The organism is Aquimarina macrocephali, from assembly GCF_051627225.1.
GTDB lineage: Bacteria > Bacteroidota > Bacteroidia > Flavobacteriales > Flavobacteriaceae > Aquimarina > Aquimarina macrocephali.
On the sequence record NZ_CP151795.1, the window covers coordinates 3405803 to 3423582 of the forward strand.

Annotated in this window: 17 protein-coding genes and 5 tRNA genes; all 22 read left to right on the plus strand. The window is 34.2% G+C overall.

Going from position 1 to position 17780, the window contains the following annotated elements:
* Window positions 1-23: 23 nt before the first annotated feature.
* The gene (locus AAFU52_RS14680; RefSeq protein ID WP_024768898.1) at window positions 24-245 is read left to right on the plus strand and encodes a PspC family transcriptional regulator; all 222 of its coding nucleotides are present in this window, start codon (window positions 24-26) and stop codon (window positions 243-245) included.
* Window positions 242-1258, plus strand: coding sequence for a potassium channel family protein (locus AAFU52_RS14685; RefSeq protein ID WP_438422416.1), 1017 nt, complete (start codon window positions 242-244; stop codon window positions 1256-1258). The genes AAFU52_RS14680 and AAFU52_RS14685 overlap by 4 nt, the downstream gene beginning before the upstream one ends.
* A 99-nt stretch (window positions 1259-1357) precedes the next feature.
* Window positions 1358-2965 carry an alanine/glycine:cation symporter family protein gene (locus tag AAFU52_RS14690; RefSeq protein ID WP_438422417.1) on the plus strand — a complete coding sequence of 536 codons (1608 nt, stop codon included), beginning with the start codon at window positions 1358-1360 and terminating at the stop codon, window positions 2963-2965.
* A gap of 15 nt (window positions 2966-2980) precedes the next feature.
* Window positions 2981-3859: a ComEA family DNA-binding protein gene (locus AAFU52_RS14695; protein ID WP_438422418.1), complete on the plus strand. Its 879-nt coding sequence runs from the start codon at window positions 2981-2983 to the stop codon at window positions 3857-3859.
* A gap of 150 nt (window positions 3860-4009) precedes the next feature.
* Window positions 4010-5176: an acyl-CoA dehydrogenase family protein gene (locus AAFU52_RS14700; protein ID WP_024768894.1), complete on the plus strand. Its 1167-nt coding sequence runs from the start codon at window positions 4010-4012 to the stop codon at window positions 5174-5176.
* Between the two features lie 228 nt (window positions 5177-5404).
* Entirely contained in the window at window positions 5405-6784 is a 1380-nt protein-coding gene (locus AAFU52_RS14705) for an alpha-amylase (protein ID WP_438422419.1), read from the plus strand.
* A gap of 88 nt (window positions 6785-6872) precedes the next feature.
* The gene (rpsU, locus tag AAFU52_RS14710) at window positions 6873-7067 is read left to right on the plus strand and encodes a 30S ribosomal protein S21 (RefSeq protein ID WP_024768892.1); all 195 of its coding nucleotides are present in this window, start codon (window positions 6873-6875) and stop codon (window positions 7065-7067) included.
* 123 nt (window positions 7068-7190) lie between these two features.
* Window positions 7191-8081 (plus strand): tyrosine-type recombinase/integrase, encoded by an 891-nt coding sequence (locus AAFU52_RS14715; RefSeq protein ID WP_438422420.1) that lies wholly within the window; start codon window positions 7191-7193, stop codon window positions 8079-8081.
* A 71-nt stretch (window positions 8082-8152) separates the two neighbouring features.
* The gene (hpf, locus tag AAFU52_RS14720) at window positions 8153-8455 is read left to right on the plus strand and encodes a ribosome hibernation-promoting factor, HPF/YfiA family (protein WP_024768890.1); all 303 of its coding nucleotides are present in this window, start codon (window positions 8153-8155) and stop codon (window positions 8453-8455) included.
* A 101-nt stretch (window positions 8456-8556) separates the two neighbouring features.
* Window positions 8557-8630 (plus strand) — tRNA-Thr (locus AAFU52_RS14725).
* A 128-nt stretch (window positions 8631-8758) separates the two neighbouring features.
* Window positions 8759-8840: transfer RNA gene (locus AAFU52_RS14730), tRNA-Tyr, on the plus strand.
* Between the two features lie 91 nt (window positions 8841-8931).
* Window positions 8932-9004 (plus strand) — tRNA-Gly (locus AAFU52_RS14735).
* Between the two features lie 244 nt (window positions 9005-9248).
* Window positions 9249-9320 (plus strand) — tRNA-Thr (locus tag AAFU52_RS14740).
* Between the two features lie 58 nt (window positions 9321-9378).
* Window positions 9379-10566, plus strand: a complete 1188-nt coding sequence (gene tuf, locus AAFU52_RS14745) for an elongation factor Tu (RefSeq protein WP_024768889.1) — start codon at window positions 9379-9381, stop codon at window positions 10564-10566.
* 59 nt (window positions 10567-10625) lie between these two features.
* Window positions 10626-10698: transfer RNA gene (locus AAFU52_RS14750), tRNA-Trp, on the plus strand.
* 102 nt (window positions 10699-10800) lie between these two features.
* Window positions 10801-10998, plus strand: a complete 198-nt coding sequence (gene secE, locus AAFU52_RS14755; RefSeq protein WP_024768888.1) for a preprotein translocase subunit SecE — start codon at window positions 10801-10803, stop codon at window positions 10996-10998.
* A 9-nt stretch (window positions 10999-11007) separates the two neighbouring features.
* Window positions 11008-11562, plus strand: coding sequence for a transcription termination/antitermination protein NusG (nusG, locus tag AAFU52_RS14760; protein WP_024768887.1), 555 nt, complete (start codon window positions 11008-11010; stop codon window positions 11560-11562).
* A 75-nt stretch (window positions 11563-11637) separates the two neighbouring features.
* Window positions 11638-12075 (plus strand): 50S ribosomal protein L11, encoded by a 438-nt coding sequence (gene rplK, locus AAFU52_RS14765; protein ID WP_024768886.1) that lies wholly within the window; start codon window positions 11638-11640, stop codon window positions 12073-12075.
* An 18-nt stretch (window positions 12076-12093) separates the two neighbouring features.
* Window positions 12094-12789 (plus strand): 50S ribosomal protein L1, encoded by a 696-nt coding sequence (gene rplA / locus AAFU52_RS14770; RefSeq protein ID WP_024768885.1) that lies wholly within the window; start codon window positions 12094-12096, stop codon window positions 12787-12789.
* Window positions 12790-12791: 2 nt separating this feature from the next.
* The gene (gene rplJ / locus AAFU52_RS14775) at window positions 12792-13313 is read left to right on the plus strand and encodes a 50S ribosomal protein L10 (RefSeq protein WP_024768884.1); all 522 of its coding nucleotides are present in this window, start codon (window positions 12792-12794) and stop codon (window positions 13311-13313) included.
* A 69-nt stretch (window positions 13314-13382) separates the two neighbouring features.
* On the plus strand, window positions 13383-13760 hold the full coding sequence (gene rplL / locus AAFU52_RS14780; protein ID WP_024768883.1) for a 50S ribosomal protein L7/L12: 378 nt from the start codon (window positions 13383-13385) through the stop codon (window positions 13758-13760).
* A 137-nt stretch (window positions 13761-13897) separates the two neighbouring features.
* Entirely contained in the window at window positions 13898-17707 is a 3810-nt protein-coding gene (gene rpoB, locus AAFU52_RS14785; protein ID WP_024768882.1) for a DNA-directed RNA polymerase subunit beta, read from the plus strand.
* Window positions 17708-17780 lie beyond the last annotated feature (73 nt).

Below are 17780 nucleotides of genomic sequence, written 5' to 3' on the forward strand. Positions count from 1 at the left end.
GGATAATATAATTATTTTGCGATATGCTTTATAATCTAAGACAATTTTTAGAACGTAACGGATTTTATGTCTCCTCTAGGTTAGCCGATAGGTTAGGGATGCGAGCTAAAAATGTACGCTTGTTCTTTATTTATTTAACCTTTGCTACCGTAGGTTTAGGTTTTGTAATATACCTTAACCTAGCGTTTTGGCTAAAATTAAAAGACTTGGTTTATACTAAACGAACTTCAGTATTTGACCTATGAAAAAGATGTATAGATGGGGAGTGCCAAAAATATATATTGCATTAATTTTATTAATTATAGTAATTGCTATCGGGGTACTGGGGTTTCGGTTTTTTTCTAACTATTCCTGGGTAGATGCTTTATACATGACGGTTATTACTTTATCTACCGTTGGTTTTGGAGAAGTTCAGCCTCTGGATGATAATGCAAAATTATTCACTGTATTTCTTATCTCGACTAGTGTAGCCATATTTGCATATTCTGTATCCGTAATAACAGAGTATATTATAAGTAAAAATGACCCCAGAAGAGTTCAATACCGAAAAACACAAAAAATGATACATCATATTGAGAATCATATTATTATAATTGGTTATGGCCGTAATGGTAAACAAGCTGCTGCCAAATTGTTAGCATACAATAAGCCATTTGTTATTATCGAAAAAGACGAAGCAGTAATAGAAAGGTATCAAAATGAAAATCTGTTTTTCCTAAAAGGTAATGCTACAGAAGACGAAGTGTTAACAGAAGCAGGTATAAGAAGAGCTGCCTGTTTAATATGTACATTGCCAGAAGATGCAGATAACCTGTTTATTGTACTTTCTGCAAGACAAATTAATAAAGAGCTTAAAATAATTAGTAGAGCCTCTCAAGATGCTTCTTATAAGAAAATTCGATTAGCTGGAGCAGATAATGTTATTATGCCAGATCGTATAGGGGGAGATCATATGGCGTCATTAGTAGTAGTGCCCGATTTAATAGAATTTTTGGATAACCTTTCTATTGTAGGCAAAAAATCTATAAATATTGAAGAAATTTCTTTCGAAGATATGTTTGATGATAAAATAGAAAGAACCATCCTTGATATTGATATGAGATCCAGAACGGGATGCACTATTATAGGTTACAAATCACCAGACGGAGAATATATTGTAAACCCAGAAGCTAATACCTTATTAAAACCAAGTTCTAGGATAGTAGTTTTAGGTCGCCCAGAACAAATTAATCTTTTAAATAAGGAGTTCGATATTTGAGAATTAGAAATATTTAACATCTAAAAAAATTGTAAACAAATGTTTTTTTTACCATCTTGCCCACCTCTTAACAATTAAATTCAATTAATTCACAACATCATGAAGAGAATTCTTCTTTCACTTTTAGCACTTATCATTCCATTTTTAACATTTGCACAAGAGACCACAGAAAAAGGTCTAGATCAAAAAATCGACGAGGCTTTCAAGCCTGTATCTGACTTTTTCTCTGCAGTAATCTTTTTTGAAGTTTTTGACGGTGCTCCATTCGTTATTATATTATTGGTATTAAGTGCCTTGTTTTTTACACTCTATTTTGGCTTTCCTAATTTTAGGTATTTTGCAAAAGCAATTAATGTAGTGCGAGGTAAATATGATGATGTAGAAGGGCACGGTATTGAAGGAAAACCAGAAATTAATATAGTAGAAGGAGATATTAGAGATACCATACGTGATGAATCAAAAGAAGGAGAAGTTAGTCATTTTCAAGCATTGGCAACTGCTGTTTCTGGTACGGTGGGTAATGGTAATATTGCCGGAGTAGCTTTGGCAATTGCCCTCGGAGGTCCGGGAGCAACATTTTGGATGATTGTCTGTGGATTATTAGGAATGTCTACCAAGTTTGTAGAATGTACTCTTGGAGTTCAATATAGAGATGTAGGAGAAGATGGTACTGTATACGGAGGCCCTATGTACTATTTAAGCAAAGGATTAAAAGAAAGAGGATTCAAAGTTCTAGGAAAAATTGCAGCAATTATATTTGCTGTATTTTGTATAGGTGGTTCTTTTGGTGGTGGTAATGCAGCGCAATCTAATCAGGCTACAGTTGTTTTAAAAGAACTTTTAGATCTTCAAAGTACAGGAGCAGGGTTTTGGATTGGAATAGTTCTGGCAATTCTTGTAGGAATTATTATTATAGGAGGAATTAAACGTATCGCTTCGGTAACAGAAAAGGTAGTTCCTTTTATGGCTATCTTATATTTGTTAGCTTGTTTATATATAATCTTTGGTAACTTCTCTTTAGTAGATGACGCTATTGGTTTGATTATTAGCGAAGCTTTTAATCCAACAGCTATTGGAGTAGGAAGTATTATAGGAGTTTTATTAGTTGGCTTTAAAAGAGCTGCATTTTCTAATGAAGCAGGAGCAGGTTCGGCATCTATTGCACATTCAGCAGTAAAAACTAAATATTCTGCCAGTGAAGGACTTGTTGCTTTACTAGAGCCATTTATTGATACTGTAGTCATCTGTACAATGACAGCATTAGTAATTATTATTTTCAATTTTGGAGGAGCATTTGAGTATGGAGGAGATGGTTCTGGGGCCGTTTTCATTGATGGAGTATCTTATGAAGGAGCGGGAATAACCTCTATGGCATTCGCAAAATATATACCATATTCTAATGTGTTTTTAACTATTGCAGTAGTATTGTTTGCGGTGTCTACTATGATTTCATGGTCGTACTATGGTTTACAATCTTGGAAATTCTTATTTGGTAGAGGTAAGACCGCAGATTTAGTTTATAAGTTATTATTTCTGACTTTTGTTGTAGTTGGAGCAGCGGCGAGTATGAACTCTATTTGGGCATTCTCTGATGCAATGATTTTTGCGATGGTGTTTCCAAATATGGTAGGTTTATTCTTCTTATTTCCAGTAGTTAAAAAACAGCTGGCACGATATTTTGAAGCAATAAAAGCATCTAAAAGCTAAAAAAAGCAATTCTTTATGAATTATAAAAAATCCCATTTCGAAATACATTCACGTTTTCGAAATGGGATTTTTATTTTATCAATTATCCTATTTGTTGTGCTTGTAGGATATTATTTTTATCCAAAATCTCCTTCGTTAAAGCATAATTTTGCTGAGCTGATCTCTTTTCAGCAACAGGTAGACTCCCTTAAGAATGTTGCCGAACAACAAAAAAAAGAATATCGCTTACAATCTTTTAATCCAAATTTCATTTCCGACTATAAAGGATATGTTCTAGGGCTTTCTACAAGAGAGCTAGATAGGCTTCATGCGTACAGAAAAGATGATAAATGGATCAATTCTATTGCTGATTTTAAAAAAGTAACTCAAGTTTCGGATTCAGTTCTTGCGATTATCTCTCCTTTGTTTAAATTCCCAGAATGGACAAAAAAGAGTAATGCTACAGTAAATAGAAAATACCTTAAAAAGAAATTCCCTGTTAAATCATATGATCAAAAAAAAGATTTAAACACAGTTTCTAATCAAGAGCTTGAGCAAAGTATTGGTTTGCCTGATTTTGTTGCAGCCAGAATAATTAAATATAGAAACACTATAGGGGGCTTTTCTCTAGATATTCAAATTGAAGATGTCCCTGGTCTGTATGAGTATCAAAAAGATAAAATTTTATCTATGTTTACTGTTAAAACTCCTAAAAAGATAAAAAAAGTAAACATCAATACTGCATCGGTTAATGAATTAGTAGAAATACCTTATTTTGATTTTGAAACGGCATTGGATATTAAAGAATTTATTGAAGACAACGGGAATATATTAAACTTTAATGAATTAGGAAAAATTGAAGGTTTTTCTCTCAAAAAAATAGATAGAATAAAGCTATATTTGACATTAAATTAAGAATCAGTAAAAAATTACTGCGAATTTTGATAAATCACTAAAATGATAATTTATTCATAAGCCCATTTTATGGATTTTGACTTTATTGTATTAAGGAAACAAATCATTATACACAGTAATAGGTTAACTAAAAAAAATTAAGGTTGTCATATGAATAGTATGTATTTTACAGAAGAACACGAATTATTTAGACAAAGTCTCAGGGAGTTTCTGAAAAAAGAAGTAACACCACATATAGACAAATGGGAAAAAACTGGAGATATTGATCGGTTTATTTGGGAGAAGTTTGGTGAAATGGGATACTTTGGAATTGCATATCCAGAAGAATACGGTGGACTAGATCTTGATCTGTTTTATACTATAATACTTTTAGAAGAACTTCAAAAGATTAATTCTGGCGGTTTTGCTGCTGCTATATGGGCGCATGCATATTTAGCGATGACCCATATAAACAAAGAAGGTGATCATAGAATTAAAGAAATGTACTTAAAACCCAGTATATCTGGTGAGAAAATAGGATGTTTAGGTATTACAGAGCCTTTTGGAGGTTCTGATGTTGCAGGAATGAGAACTACGGCAGTAAAAGAAGGGGATCATTATGTAATTAATGGATCTAAAACTTTTATTACTAATGGAGTTTATAGTGATTATATGGTTATTGCTGCAAAAACAAATCCCGAATTAGGAAATAAAGGAATAAGCATCTTTGTTATTGATAGAGATACGCCTGGAGTGTCTGCTACCAAATTAGAAAAGTTAGGATGGAAAGCTTCTGATACAGGAGAAATTGCTTTTGATAATGTAAAAATTCCTGCGCATAACCTAATGGGAGAAGAAAACAAAGGGTTTTCATATATTATGCAGCATTTTGCTTTAGAAAGGTTGATAATGGGAGTTAATGCACATGCACGAACAGAGTATGCATTAGAATATGTTATAAAATATATGTCAGAGCGAGAAGCTTTTGGGAAGACAATTGATAAATTTCAGGCATTAAGACACACTGTTGCAGATATTGCAAGTGAGGTAGAAATGTGTAAAGAATTTAACTACTCTGTAGCTAAGCGACTTAATGATGGAAAATATGTGGTTAAAGAAGCCAGTATGTCTAAGTTAATTTCTACCAAAATTGCTGATGAAGCAATATACAAATGTCTGCAACTATTGGGAGGCTACGGATATATGGAAGAGTACCCAATGGCAAGACTATTTAGAGATAGTCGATTAGGTCCAATAGGAGGTGGGACTTCTGAGATATTAAGAGAAGTAATTGCTAAGATTATAATTGATAAAAAAGAATATAAAGCTGCAACGTAGATAATATAGATTCTTTAGATAAAACTTTAAATACCAAAACCTCGGGGAAATCTCGAGGTTTTTTTATTGTTTTTGGAATATATAATGTAGGTTGATATTTTTTACTTGTAAAAAATAATGAAGTTCAAAATTTTATCAACACGCAAACGTTTGCGTGAAATTTCAATCGTTTTCGGCTTTTATAAAATACTTAATTTGATAAAAATTTAACACAAACATTAGTTAATTATGAAAATCAAAACATTTTTTTATGGGTTTCTCACTATAACGTTTTTGTTTATAAGTTGTAGTAAAGACGAAGTTTTAGACACAGCAGAGCCAGAGGTTGTAGATCTGCAAGAAGAAGTCTCTTCAAAAGCACTAAAACAAATTGGCTCGGGAGTAATGATGCAAGCTTTCTATTGGGATGTGCCTGCGGGCGGTACCTGGTGGAATGTTGTAAAAGGAAAAGTAGGAAGCTGGAGCAATGCAGGTATTGATGCTATTTGGTTGCCACCTGTTAGTAAGGCAATGAATGGAGGGTTATCTATGGGGTATGACCCTTTTGATTATTATGATTTTGGTGAGTATAACCAAATGGGAAGTACAGAAACCAGATTTGGTTCGCGCTCAGAATTAACCAGTTTAATTACTACTGCACATAATAATAGTTTAAGTGTAATTGCTGATATGGTACTTAACCATAATAGTGGTGGAAATCTAGAGTCGAATGAATTTGCAGGAAAAGATACGTATACCAAGTTTACACCATTATCTGGTAAATTTAATAGAACTAAATATGATTTTCATCCAAATGATGAGTATAACTCTGACAGTGGTTTTTTTGGAGGTTTCCCTGATTTAAGTCATAAGAAACCTTATGTACAGGATTGGCTATGGAAAAAACCTAACTCTGTAGCTAAGTATTATAAAAATACAATGAAATTTGATGGTTGGAGATTTGATTATGTAAAAGGATTCGAACCTTGGGTTCCAAAAGAATTTAGAAATGCAGTAGGAGGGTTTGCTGTAGGGGAGTATTGGGATGGAAATGTAAATACATTAAAATGGTGGACAGATCAAGCGCAAATGTCTGCATTTGATTTTGGATGCTATTACAAAATGAAAGATGCGTTTCACGGAAATAACTTAAACGCACTTAGTGGAGATATGCTATGGAAAAGAAATGCTTCTAGAGCAGTTACCTTTGTTGCTAATCATGATACTGATGAAATCATTAATAACAAAATATTGGCTTATGCATACATTTTGACCCATGAAGGGTACCCCGCAATTTTTTATAGAGATTATGAACACTGGTTAGATAAAAATAAAATGAATAATCTAATTTGGATTCATAACAATCTTGCAGGTGGAAGTACAACAAACCTTTGGACAGATAATGACGAGTATATTGCTAGAAGAAATGGAGGAAGTGGTAAAAATGGTTTAGTGGTTTATATTAATAATTCAAATTCATGGCAAGAAAGATGGATCCAGACAAATTGGTCAAATAAGAAAATTAAAGACTATACGGGGCATTCGGGATGGGAACCGACTACTCAGGGAGGTAAATGGGTTAAGATTCAGGCGCCACCAAAAGGCTATTCTGTTTGGTCTTTGAAATAATATTAAATATTATTGAAGAAAACTTTGTGGATAATAGTTTTGTATTATCTTTGCACACTAATTATTTCTAAAGAAAGGAGGTGCCACTATGTTAATTATACCAGTTAAAGACGGAGAAAATATAGATAGAGCGTTAAAACGTTTTAAGCGAAAATTTGATCGAACAGGAACGATGCGTCAGCTTCGTAAACGCCAAGCGTTTTCAAAACCTTCTGTTGAAAGAAGAGCGCAGATTCAAAAAGCGCAATATATTCAACACTTAAGAGATCAAGAAGAAATTTAAAAGTAAATAACGTTGTCTTTATAATGTTTCTTTACCATAAGAAACTAGATACCGTTTTTCAGTATAAATTTTAACCGTTAGGATACCAAAAGTTTTATACTTTTGTTTTCTAACGGTTTTTTTATGTTCATTTCTGAATTTATAGAGTACTTACTTCACGAAAAAAATTATTCTAAGCATACAGTGACGGCTTATAAAGCAGATTTGCTATCTTTTTTAGAGTTCTATCAGATAGAATATAATACTTCTGAGATAGCTGAAGCAAACTATGCTCAGATTCGTTCCTGGATTGTTAGTCTTGTTAATGGTGATATTTCTAATCGAACGATTAATAGAAAAGTATCCTCTCTAAAAACGTATTATAAGTTTTTGCTTAAATCAGAACAAATAGATAAGAACCCTCTGGCAAAACATCAAGCTTTAAAAGCACCTAAAAAGCTTCAAATACCATTTTCTGCACAAGAAGTAGAAGATGTTTTGAAAGGTTTGACAGACGATCAGGATTTTGAGAGTGTTAGAGATAGGTTGATTGTGGAGCTTTTTTATGCCACGGGGATAAGGAGAATTGAATTAGTGGATCTTAAGCTGTCGGATATAGATATAGATAGGAAGCAGATAAAAGTTTTAGGGAAACGTAATAAAGAAAGATATTTACCGCTTCTTTCGTCGGTTTGTGATACGCTAAGACTGTATTTGACTGTAAGATCTGATTTGATTACAAGTCAGGAACCTTCCTTTTTACTTTTGACAAAAAAAGGAGTTAAAATCTACGAAACACTTGTGTATCGCATTATAAATAGTTATTTTAGTAAGGCATCTTCTAAAGTAAAAAAGAGTCCGCATATTTTAAGACATTCTTTTGCGACACATTTGCTAAATGAAGGAGCAAACCTAAATGCTGTAAAAGAATTGCTTGGTCATTCCAGTTTAGCTGCTACTCAGATATATACTCATCATAGTGTAGCTCAGTTAACAAAAGTATATAAGCAATCTCATCCAAGAAATAAAAAATAAAAGATGAATTGTTAGCTTTATCAATCTTTTTTGGCTTAAAATTTTGTTCAACCTAATTAAACTAACAACCTATGAAAGTGAACTTGCAGTCCGTAAATTTTAATGCAGATCAAAAGTTGGTGGATTTTACTCAAACTAAATTAGATAAGTTAGAGACTCATTTTAATCGAATAATTCACGCAGATGTATTTTTGAAAGTTATGAATACAAGTGGTAAAGAAAATAAAATTACAGAGATTTTATTAAGTGTGCCAGGAGATGAATTTATAATCAAGAAAGTTAATAAATCCTTCGAAGAAGGTGTGGATGAGTGTGTTAGTTCCTTAGAAAGACAACTTAGAAAACGTAAAGAAAAATTAAATACGCATGTTTGATTATTTTTTTTGAAAAATAGTTTTGTGAAAGAAATAAATTCTATACATTTGCAGTCCGTTAGAAATAGCGGACTTTTTTATGTTCTAAAACATAGTGAAAAGCCGATGTAGCTCAGCTGGCTAGAGCAGCTGATTTGTAATCAGCAGGTCGTGGGTTCGAGTCCCTCCATCGGCTCTAAAAAAGCTAATTTTTTTAATAAAAAAGAAAGCTTTTTGAATAGAATTTTGAATTGTAAAATAAATGACTATTTTTGCGCACTCAAAATTCAATAAGTTCATTTTGAAATATTGAATTTTTTAATTGGGGAGATACTCAAGCGGCCAACGAGGGCAGACTGTAAATCTGCTGACTACGTCTTCGCAGGTTCGAATCCTGCTCTCCCCACATAATTTAAAAATTAGCATTGATTAAAGATGCTTTTTTTTAGAAGTTAAAAATAAAATTCGGTTCTGATCTTTTATGTTCAGAGCTAAAAGCGGGAGTAGCTCAGTTGGTAGAGCGTCAGCCTTCCAAGCTGAATGTCGCCAGTTCGAACCTGGTCTCCCGCTCTAAGAATTTTCTTTAACCGATAAATGATTTTCTTTGAATTTTATATACTCGGTAAAAGAAAGCAGGATGAAAAACTTGCATAGAGAGTGAAGCCTTATTTTTGAGGTTTTTAGCTTTAAAATAGAGCAAATCTTAATTATGAACTAATTAAGATTGGATTTTTAACATAAATGTAATGATTGATCGGATTCCTTTCTTATAGTAATGAAAGTGCTCTGATTTGTCATTATACTCGTGTAAAAAGCCGGTGTAGCTCAGGGGTAGAGCGTTTCCTTGGTAAGGAAGAGGTCACGAGTTCAAATCTCGTCATTGGCTCTAGGTTCAGAATTTTAAATTGAACACTAATATATAACTTAGATTAAATAAATTAATTATGGCAAAGGAAACTTTTGATCGTTCCAAACCGCACTTAAATATTGGTACTATTGGACACGTTGATCACGGTAAAACGACTTTAACTGCTGCGATTACTAAAGTATTAGCAGATGCAGGTCTTTCTGAAGCAAGAGATTTCGATCAAATCGATAACGCTCCTGAAGAAAAAGAAAGAGGTATTACTATTAATACATCTCATGTTGAGTACCAAACGGAGAATCGTCATTATGCACACGTTGATTGTCCAGGTCACGCCGATTATGTAAAGAACATGGTTACTGGTGCTGCTCAAATGGACGGAGCGATCTTGGTAGTTGCTGCTACAGATGGTCCTATGCCACAAACACGTGAACATATACTTTTAGGTCGCCAGGTAGGTATTCCTAGAATCGTTGTATTCCTTAATAAAGTGGATATGGTTGATGATGAGGAATTATTAGAACTTGTTGAAATGGAAGTAAGAGATCTTCTTTCTTTCTATGAGTATGATGGAGATAACGGTCCTGTAATATCTGGTTCTGCACTTGGAGCTCTTAATGGAGAGCAAAAATGGGTAGATACTGTAATGGAATTAATGGCTGCTGTAGATGATTGGATCGAGTTACCAAAGCGTGATGTTGAGAAAGATTTCTTAATGCCGATTGAAGATGTATTTTCTATTACAGGTCGTGGTACTGTTGCTACAGGTCGTATAGAAACAGGAATCGCTAATACTGGAGATCCAGTAGAGATTATTGGTATGGGAGCTGAAAAGCTTACTTCTACTATAACTGGTATCGAAATGTTCCGTCAGATCCTTGATAGAGGTGAAGCTGGAGATAATGCTGGTATCTTATTAAGAGGAATTGAGAAAACTCAAATTTCTCGTGGTATGGTAATCACTAAGCCTGGTTCTGTAACTCCACATAAAAAATTCAAAGCTGAGGTGTATATCCTTAAGAAAGAAGAAGGTGGACGTCACACTCCATTCCATAATAACTACCGTCCTCAGTTTTATGTACGTACAACTGATGTAACAGGAAATATTGCTCTTCCTGATGGAGTTGAAATGGTAATGCCTGGAGATAACTTAACAATTACTGTTGAGCTAATTCAGACAATTGCAATGAATGTAGGTCTTCGTTTTGCGATCCGTGAAGGTGGTAGAACAGTAGGTGCCGGTCAGGTAACTGAAATTTTAGACTAATACAAGATAGTATAATAAAAGTTAAGGTATTCGTTGATACGAATACCTTGACTTATGTTACGGGTTTAGCTCAGTTGGTAGAGCACTGGTCTCCAAAACCAGGTGTCGGGAGTTCGAGTCTCTCAACCCGTGCAAAGTCAATCAATATTGTTTATATATAATATAGATTGTTATAATAATGAGTTTTATAACGAAATTAAAATTTGCTTTTAATTCGTTTAAAAAATAAATAAGATGGCTGGACTAGTAAATTACATTGCAGAATCATATAACGAGTTAAAGAATCATGTGACTTGGACCCCTTGGGCAGAAGCACAAAGACTTACTTTGATTGTAATCATTTTTTCGGTTATTTTTTCCTTAGTTATTTGGGGTATAGATACTGCATTTAGTAATGTGATAGAATATTATTTTTCTTTAGTTAAATCTTAAATTTTTAAAATGGCTGAAGTAGATAATACGAAGAAATGGTACGTGGTAAGAGCGGTAAGCGGTCAGGAAAATAAAGTTAAAGACTATATTGAGCGCGAGATTGCTCATATGGGACTTGAAGATTATGTTTCTCAGATTCTTGTTCCTACAGAAAAAGTAGTGCAAATCCGTAATGGAAAAAAAATAAATAAAGAAAGAGTGTATTTTCCTGGTTATGTTATGATAGAAGCTAACCTTTCTGGAGAAATACCACATATAATTAAATCTATTAATGGTGTAATAGGTTTTCTTGGTGAAGTAAAAGGAGGAGATCCTGTTCCACTAAGAAAAGCAGAAATTAATAGAATGCTAGGTAAGGTTGATGAACTTGCAGTTAAAACTGATAATGTTGCCATTCCTTATACAGTAGGAGAAACAGTAAAAGTTATCGATGGGCCATTTAATGGATTTAATGGTACTGTTGAAAAAGTAAACGAAGAGAAGCGTAAACTTGAGGTAATGGTTAAGATTTTCGGAAGAAAGACACCATTAGAATTAAGTTATATGCAAGTAGAAAAAATATAATAATTGTTACATTATAGATCCAGAGTTGTTCTTTTGCTTCCACTTATAGAACAATTCTAATTTAAAATTAGAAAAATGGCAAAAGAGATAGGTAAAGTAGTAAAATTACAAGTGCGTGGAGGAGCGGCAAACCCATCCCCACCAGTTGGACCTGCTTTAGGTGCTGCCGGAGTAAATATCATGGAATTCTGTAAGCAATTCAATGGTAGAACACAAGATAAAGCGGGTAAAGTATTACCAGTTGTAATTAATGTGTACACAGACAAGTCTTTTGACTTTGTTATAAAAACTCCACCAGCAGCTGTTCAGATACTGGAAGCAGCAAAACAGAAAAAAGGTTCTGGAGAGCCTAATCGTAAAAAAGTAGCTAGTGTTACTTGGGATCAAGTTCGTACAATCGCAGAAGATAAAATGCAAGATTTAAATGCATTTACGGTAGAGTCTGCTATGAAAATGATTGCTGGTACCGCTCGTTCAATGGGTGTAACTGTAAAAGGACAAGCTCCTTTTTAATCCAAAAACGTTTACAAAATGGCAAAAGTAACTAAAAAGCAAAAAGAAGCGAAAGCTAAGGTTGATAGCAACAAAGCATATTCGGTAGAAGAAGCTTCTTCTTTAATAAAAGAAATAACAAACGTAAATTTTGATGCTTCTGTAGATCTTGCTGTTCGTCTGAACGTAGATCCACGTAAAGCAAATCAAATGGTGCGTGGTGTGGTAACATTACCTCACGGAACAGGAAAAGATGTTAAAGTATTAGCATTAGTAACACCAGATAAAGAAGCTGAAGCAAAAGAAGCTGGCGCTGATTTCGTTGGTCTTGATGAATATCTTGATAAAATCAAAGGCGGATGGACAGATGTTGATGTAATCATCACTATGCCTAGTGTTATGGGTAAATTAGGACCATTAGGTAGAGTATTAGGACCTCGTGGATTAATGCCTAATCCAAAAACAGGAACAGTAACTATGGATGTTGCAAAAGCAGTTTCTGATGTAAAGGCTGGTAAAATTGATTTTAAAGTAGATAAAACAGGTATTGTTCATGCGGCAATAGGTAAATCTTCTTTCGACGCCGATAAAATAGCTGGAAATGCTAAAGAATTATTAACAACATTAGTAAAGTTGAAACCACAGACTGCAAAAGGAATATATATTAAGTCAATATATATATCTTCTACAATGAGTCCTGGTGTAGAGATTGATACTAAAAACTATGCTGGGTAATTATGACAAGAGAAGAAAAATCACTAGTAATTGATGACTTAACTGCTCAGTTAGCTGATAATACTAATATCTATTTAGCTGATATTTCAGGATTAGATGCAGGAACAACTTCAAATTTACGTAGAGCTTGTTTTAAAGCTAATGTATCATTAAAAGTAGTTAAGAACACACTCCTTGCAAAAGCAATGGAGAATTCAGATAAAGATTTTGGAGAATTACCAACGACATTAAAAGGTAATACATCCATTATGTTTGCTGAAACCGGTAATGCACCAGCAAAGGTTATTAAGGAGTTTCGTAAGAAATCCGAAAAACCTGTATTAAAAGGAGCATTTATAGAAGAAGCAGTATATGTTGGTGATGAAAACTTAGACGCTTTAGTTAATATTAAATCTAAAGAAGAAGTTATCGGAGACATTATTGGTCTATTACAGTCACCTGCTAAGAATGTTATTTCAGCATTAAAATCAAGTGGTGGTACTATAGCCGGTATCCTTAAAACATTATCCGAAAAAGAAGGATAATTAATAGTAGTGTACGCACTTTTTAACAATTATATTTCAATTAAAAAAAATTATTTAAAACGATAGAAAATGGCAGATTTAAAAGATTTCGCAGAACAATTAGTTAACTTAACAGTAAAAGAAGTTAATGAATTAGCTGGTATATTAAAAGAAGAATATGGTATCGAACCTGCTGCTGCTGCAGTAGCTGTTGCTGCTGGTGGTGGTGCTGCTGGAGGAGATGCTGCTGAAGAAAAAACAGAATTTGATGTAATCCTTAAGGCTGCAGGTGGTGCTAAACTAGCTGTTGTGAAACTTGTAAAAGAACTTACTGGTCTTGGTCTTAAAGATGCTAAAGGATTAGTTGATGAAGCTCCTAAAGCAATCAAAGAAGGAATATCTAAAGATGAAGCAGAAGCTCTTAAAGCACAATTAGAAGAGGCTGGAGCTGAGGTTGAGCTTAAGTAAGCTTACCATATATTGACATATAGGTTTAGACCCATCATGCAATGATGCCTGATGAGGTCTAAACCATTTTGCGTATATAAACATTAAGTTGTAAAATACGCACCCTTTTTTAAATTTTAATTTAATTCCGTCCATTGATGTTAGCAACGCAAACTGAAAGATTGAATTTCTCTTCTGTAAAGAATAGACCTGATTATCCTGACTTCCTAGATATTCAGATCAAGTCCTTCCAGGATTTCTTTCAACTAGAAACAAAATCTGAAGAAAGAGGAAACGAAGGTTTATATAATACCTTCATGGAAAACTTCCCGATTACGGATACTCGTAATCAATTTGTACTAGAATTTTTAGATTACTTTGTAGACCCTCCTAGATATGATCTGCAGGAGTGTATAGAAAGAGGTCTTACCTATAGTGTACCTTTAAAAGCCCGTCTAAAATTATTCTGTACAGACCCAGAACACGAAGATTTTGAGACTATTGTTCAGGATGTGTACTTAGGTACAATTCCTTATATGACACCCAGCGGTACTTTTTGTATTAATGGAGCAGAGCGAGTAGTCGTATCTCAATTACACCGTTCGCCAGGAGTATTCTTTGGACAATCATTCCATGCCAATGGAACTAAATTATATTCTGCAAGAGTAATTCCTTTTAAAGGTTCTTGGATAGAATTTGCTACCGATATCAATAGTGTAATGTACGCTTATATCGATAGAAAGAAAAAATTACCGGTAACTACACTTTTCCGTGCAATTGGTTTTGAACGTGATAAAGATATTTTAGAAATATTTGACCTTGCAGAAGAGGTAAAAGTTTCTAAATCCGGATTGAAAAAAGTTTTAGGACGTAAGTTAGCTGCTCGTGTATTGAATACATGGCATGAAGATTTTGTGGATGAAGATACAGGAGAAGTTGTATCTATTGAGCGTAACGAGATCGTTTTAGACCGTGATACTATTTTGGATAAAGATCACCTTGATGAGATTATAGATTCTGGAGCAAAAACTATTTTGCTTCATAAAGAAGATAATCAAAAAGGAGATTATGCAATTATCCATAATACTTTACAAAAAGATCCTACCAACTCTGAAAAAGAAGCGGTAGAACATATATACCGTCAATTACGTAATGCAGAACCGCCTGATGAAGAAACTGCAAGAGGTATTATTGACAAGTTATTCTTCTCTGACCAACGTTACAACCTTGGTGAAGTAGGTCGTTATAGAATGAATAAGAAATTGGGACTTGATATCGCAATGGATAAGCAAGTGCTTACCAAAGAAGATATTATTACCATCATAAAATACTTAATAGAGTTAATTAACTCTAAAGCTGAGATTGATGATATCGATCACCTTTCTAACCGTCGTGTTAGAACAGTGGGAGAGCAATTATCACAACAGTTTGGTGTTGGTTTGGCACGTATGGCTCGTACCATCCGTGAGCGTATGAATGTTAGAGATAACGAGGTATTTACACCAATTGATTTGATCAATGCTAAAACCTTATCATCTGTAATTAATTCGTTCTTTGGTACAAATCAGCTGTCTCAGTTTATGGATCAAACAAATCCATTAGCAGAGATTACGCATAAGCGTAGACTTTCTGCTCTTGGACCTGGAGGTTTATCAAGAGAACGTGCTGGATTTGAGGTTCGAGATGTACATTATACGCATTATGGTCGTTTGTGTCCGATTGAAACTCCTGAAGGACCAAATATTGGTTTAATATCCTCATTAGCCGTTTTTGCTAAAGTAAACTCTATGGGATTCCTAGAAACTCCATATCGTAAAGTTACTGATGGTAAGGTTGATGTAGCAGAATATAGATACTTAAGTGCAGAAGAGGAAGAGGAGAAATTGATAGCGCAAGCTAACATCCCTATGACGGATGAAGGAAATATTACTGCGGATAAGGTAATTGCTCGTATGGAAGGTGATTTCCCGGTAATTGATCCAACTAATGTAAATTATGCCGATGTTGCGCCTAATCAAATTGCATCTATTTCTGCATCTTTAATTCCGTTCTTAGAACATGATGATGCAAACCGTGCATTGATGGGATCAAACATGATGCGTCAGGCAGTACCATTATTAAGAGTTGATGCTCCTATTGTAGGTACAGGACTAGAACGTCAGGTAGCTTCAGATTCTAGAGTATTGATTAATGCAGAAGGAGAAGGAGTTGTTGAATATGTAGATGCACAAAAGATTACCATTAAATACGATAGAACAGAGGAGCAGAGAATGGTAAGCTTTGATAGTGATTCTAAAACATATGAATTAATAAAATTCCGTAAAACGAATCAAGGTACTAATATAAACCTTAAACCAATCGTTAATGTTGGCGATCGTGTTAAAAAAGGTCAAGTATTATGTCAAGGATACGCTACAGAAAAAGGAGAACTTGCACTTGGTAGAAATATGAAAGTAGCCTTTATGCCTTGGAAAGGGTATAACTTTGAGGATGCGATTGTGATTTCTGAAAAAGTAGTACGAGAAGATATCTTTACTTCAATTCATATTGATGAATATTCTCTTGAGGTTAGAGATACTAAATTAGGTAATGAAGAATTAACTAATGATATTCCTAACGTTTCAGAAGAAGCTACTAAAGATCTTGACGAAAACGGAATGATCCGTGTTGGTGCAGAAATCAAACCGGGGGATATTCTTATTGGGAAAATTACTCCAAAAGGAGAAAGTGATCCCACTCCAGAAGAGAAACTGTTAAGAGCAATCTTTGGAGATAAAGCAGGAGATGTTAAAGATGCTTCTTTAAAAGCTTCTCCTTCTTTACATGGTGTGGTAATTGATAAAAAATTATTCGCCCGTGCTATAAAAGATAAGAGAAAACGTTCTCAGGATAAAGAAGATATTGAGATTTTAGAAAGATCATACGACACAAAATTCGAATTACTAAAATCTGAATTGGTAGACAAACTATTTGCTATCGTTGGTGGTAAAACTTCTCAGGGAGTTATGAACGACCTAGGAGAAGAAGTACTTCCTAAAGGTAAAAAGTATACTCAAAAAATGCTTAATAGTGTTGATGATTATGCTCACCTTACCAAAGGAACATGGACTACCGATGATGCTTTAAATAGTATGGTTGCGGATCTTATCCATAACTACAAGATTAAAGAAAATGATTTACAAGGTAATCTTCGAAGAGAGAAATTTACAATCTCTGTAGGAGATGAATTACCTTCTGGAATTATAAAACTTGCTAAAGTTTATATTGCTAAGAAACGTAAGCTAAAAGTAGGTGATAAGATGGCAGGTCGTCACGGTAACAAAGGTATTGTTGCTCGTATTGTAAGAGAAGAAGATATGCCATTCTTAGAAGATGGAACACCAGTAGATATCGTATTAAATCCACTTGGGGTACCATCTCGTATGAACATTGGTCAGATTTATGAAACAGTATTAGGATGGGCCGGACAAAAATTAGGTAGAAAATATGCTACCCCGATTTTTGATGGGGCATCTTTAGATCAGATTAATGAATTTACTGATGAAGCAGGAATTCCAAGATTTGGACATACCTATCTTTATGATGGAGGAACGGGAGATCGTTTCCACCAGCCAGCTACTGTAGGTGTGATTTACATGCTTAAGCTTGGTCACATGGTAGATGATAAGATGCATGCACGTTCTATAGGTCCTTACTCGTTGATTACTCAACAACCACTTGGTGGTAAGGCTCAATTTGGAGGTCAGCGTTTTGGAGAGATGGAAGTTTGGGCGTTAGAAGCTTATGGTGCTTCTGCAACCTTACGTGAGATATTGACGGTAAAATCTGATGATGTTATAGGAAGAGCTAAGACATACGAAAGTATTGTTAAAGGTGAGCCTATGCCAGAACCAGGATTACCAGAATCTTTTAATGTATTAATGCACGAATTAAAAGGTCTGGGTCTGGATATCAGGTTAGAAGAATAGTAAATGCTAATTCGTACCCTGAGCGAAGTCGAAGGGTACGAATGAAACATAAAACTATTCAATTTTAAATTAC

Coding starts and splice junctions, on each gene's coding strand:
- AAFU52_RS14680 (WP_024768898.1), top strand. CDS start 24: ATGCTTTATAATCTAAGACAATTTTTAGAACGTAACGGATTTTATGTC.
- AAFU52_RS14685 (WP_438422416.1), top strand. CDS start 242: ATGAAAAAGATGTATAGATGGGGAGTGCCAAAAATATATATTGCATTA.
- AAFU52_RS14690 (WP_438422417.1), top strand. CDS start 1,358: ATGAAGAGAATTCTTCTTTCACTTTTAGCACTTATCATTCCATTTTTA.
- AAFU52_RS14695 (WP_438422418.1), top strand. CDS start 2,981: ATGAATTATAAAAAATCCCATTTCGAAATACATTCACGTTTTCGAAAT.
- AAFU52_RS14700 (WP_024768894.1), top strand. CDS start 4,010: ATGAATAGTATGTATTTTACAGAAGAACACGAATTATTTAGACAAAGT.
- AAFU52_RS14705 (WP_438422419.1), top strand. CDS start 5,405: ATGAAAATCAAAACATTTTTTTATGGGTTTCTCACTATAACGTTTTTG.
- rpsU (WP_024768892.1), top strand. CDS start 6,873: ATGTTAATTATACCAGTTAAAGACGGAGAAAATATAGATAGAGCGTTA.
- AAFU52_RS14715 (WP_438422420.1), top strand. CDS start 7,191: ATGTTCATTTCTGAATTTATAGAGTACTTACTTCACGAAAAAAATTAT.
- hpf (WP_024768890.1), top strand. CDS start 8,153: ATGAAAGTGAACTTGCAGTCCGTAAATTTTAATGCAGATCAAAAGTTG.
- tuf (WP_024768889.1), top strand. CDS start 9,379: ATGGCAAAGGAAACTTTTGATCGTTCCAAACCGCACTTAAATATTGGT.
- secE (WP_024768888.1), top strand. CDS start 10,801: ATGGCTGGACTAGTAAATTACATTGCAGAATCATATAACGAGTTAAAG.
- nusG (WP_024768887.1), top strand. CDS start 11,008: ATGGCTGAAGTAGATAATACGAAGAAATGGTACGTGGTAAGAGCGGTA.
- rplK (WP_024768886.1), top strand. CDS start 11,638: ATGGCAAAAGAGATAGGTAAAGTAGTAAAATTACAAGTGCGTGGAGGA.
- rplA (WP_024768885.1), top strand. CDS start 12,094: ATGGCAAAAGTAACTAAAAAGCAAAAAGAAGCGAAAGCTAAGGTTGAT.
- rplJ (WP_024768884.1), top strand. CDS start 12,792: ATGACAAGAGAAGAAAAATCACTAGTAATTGATGACTTAACTGCTCAG.
- rplL (WP_024768883.1), top strand. CDS start 13,383: ATGGCAGATTTAAAAGATTTCGCAGAACAATTAGTTAACTTAACAGTA.
- rpoB (WP_024768882.1), top strand. CDS start 13,898: ATGTTAGCAACGCAAACTGAAAGATTGAATTTCTCTTCTGTAAAGAAT.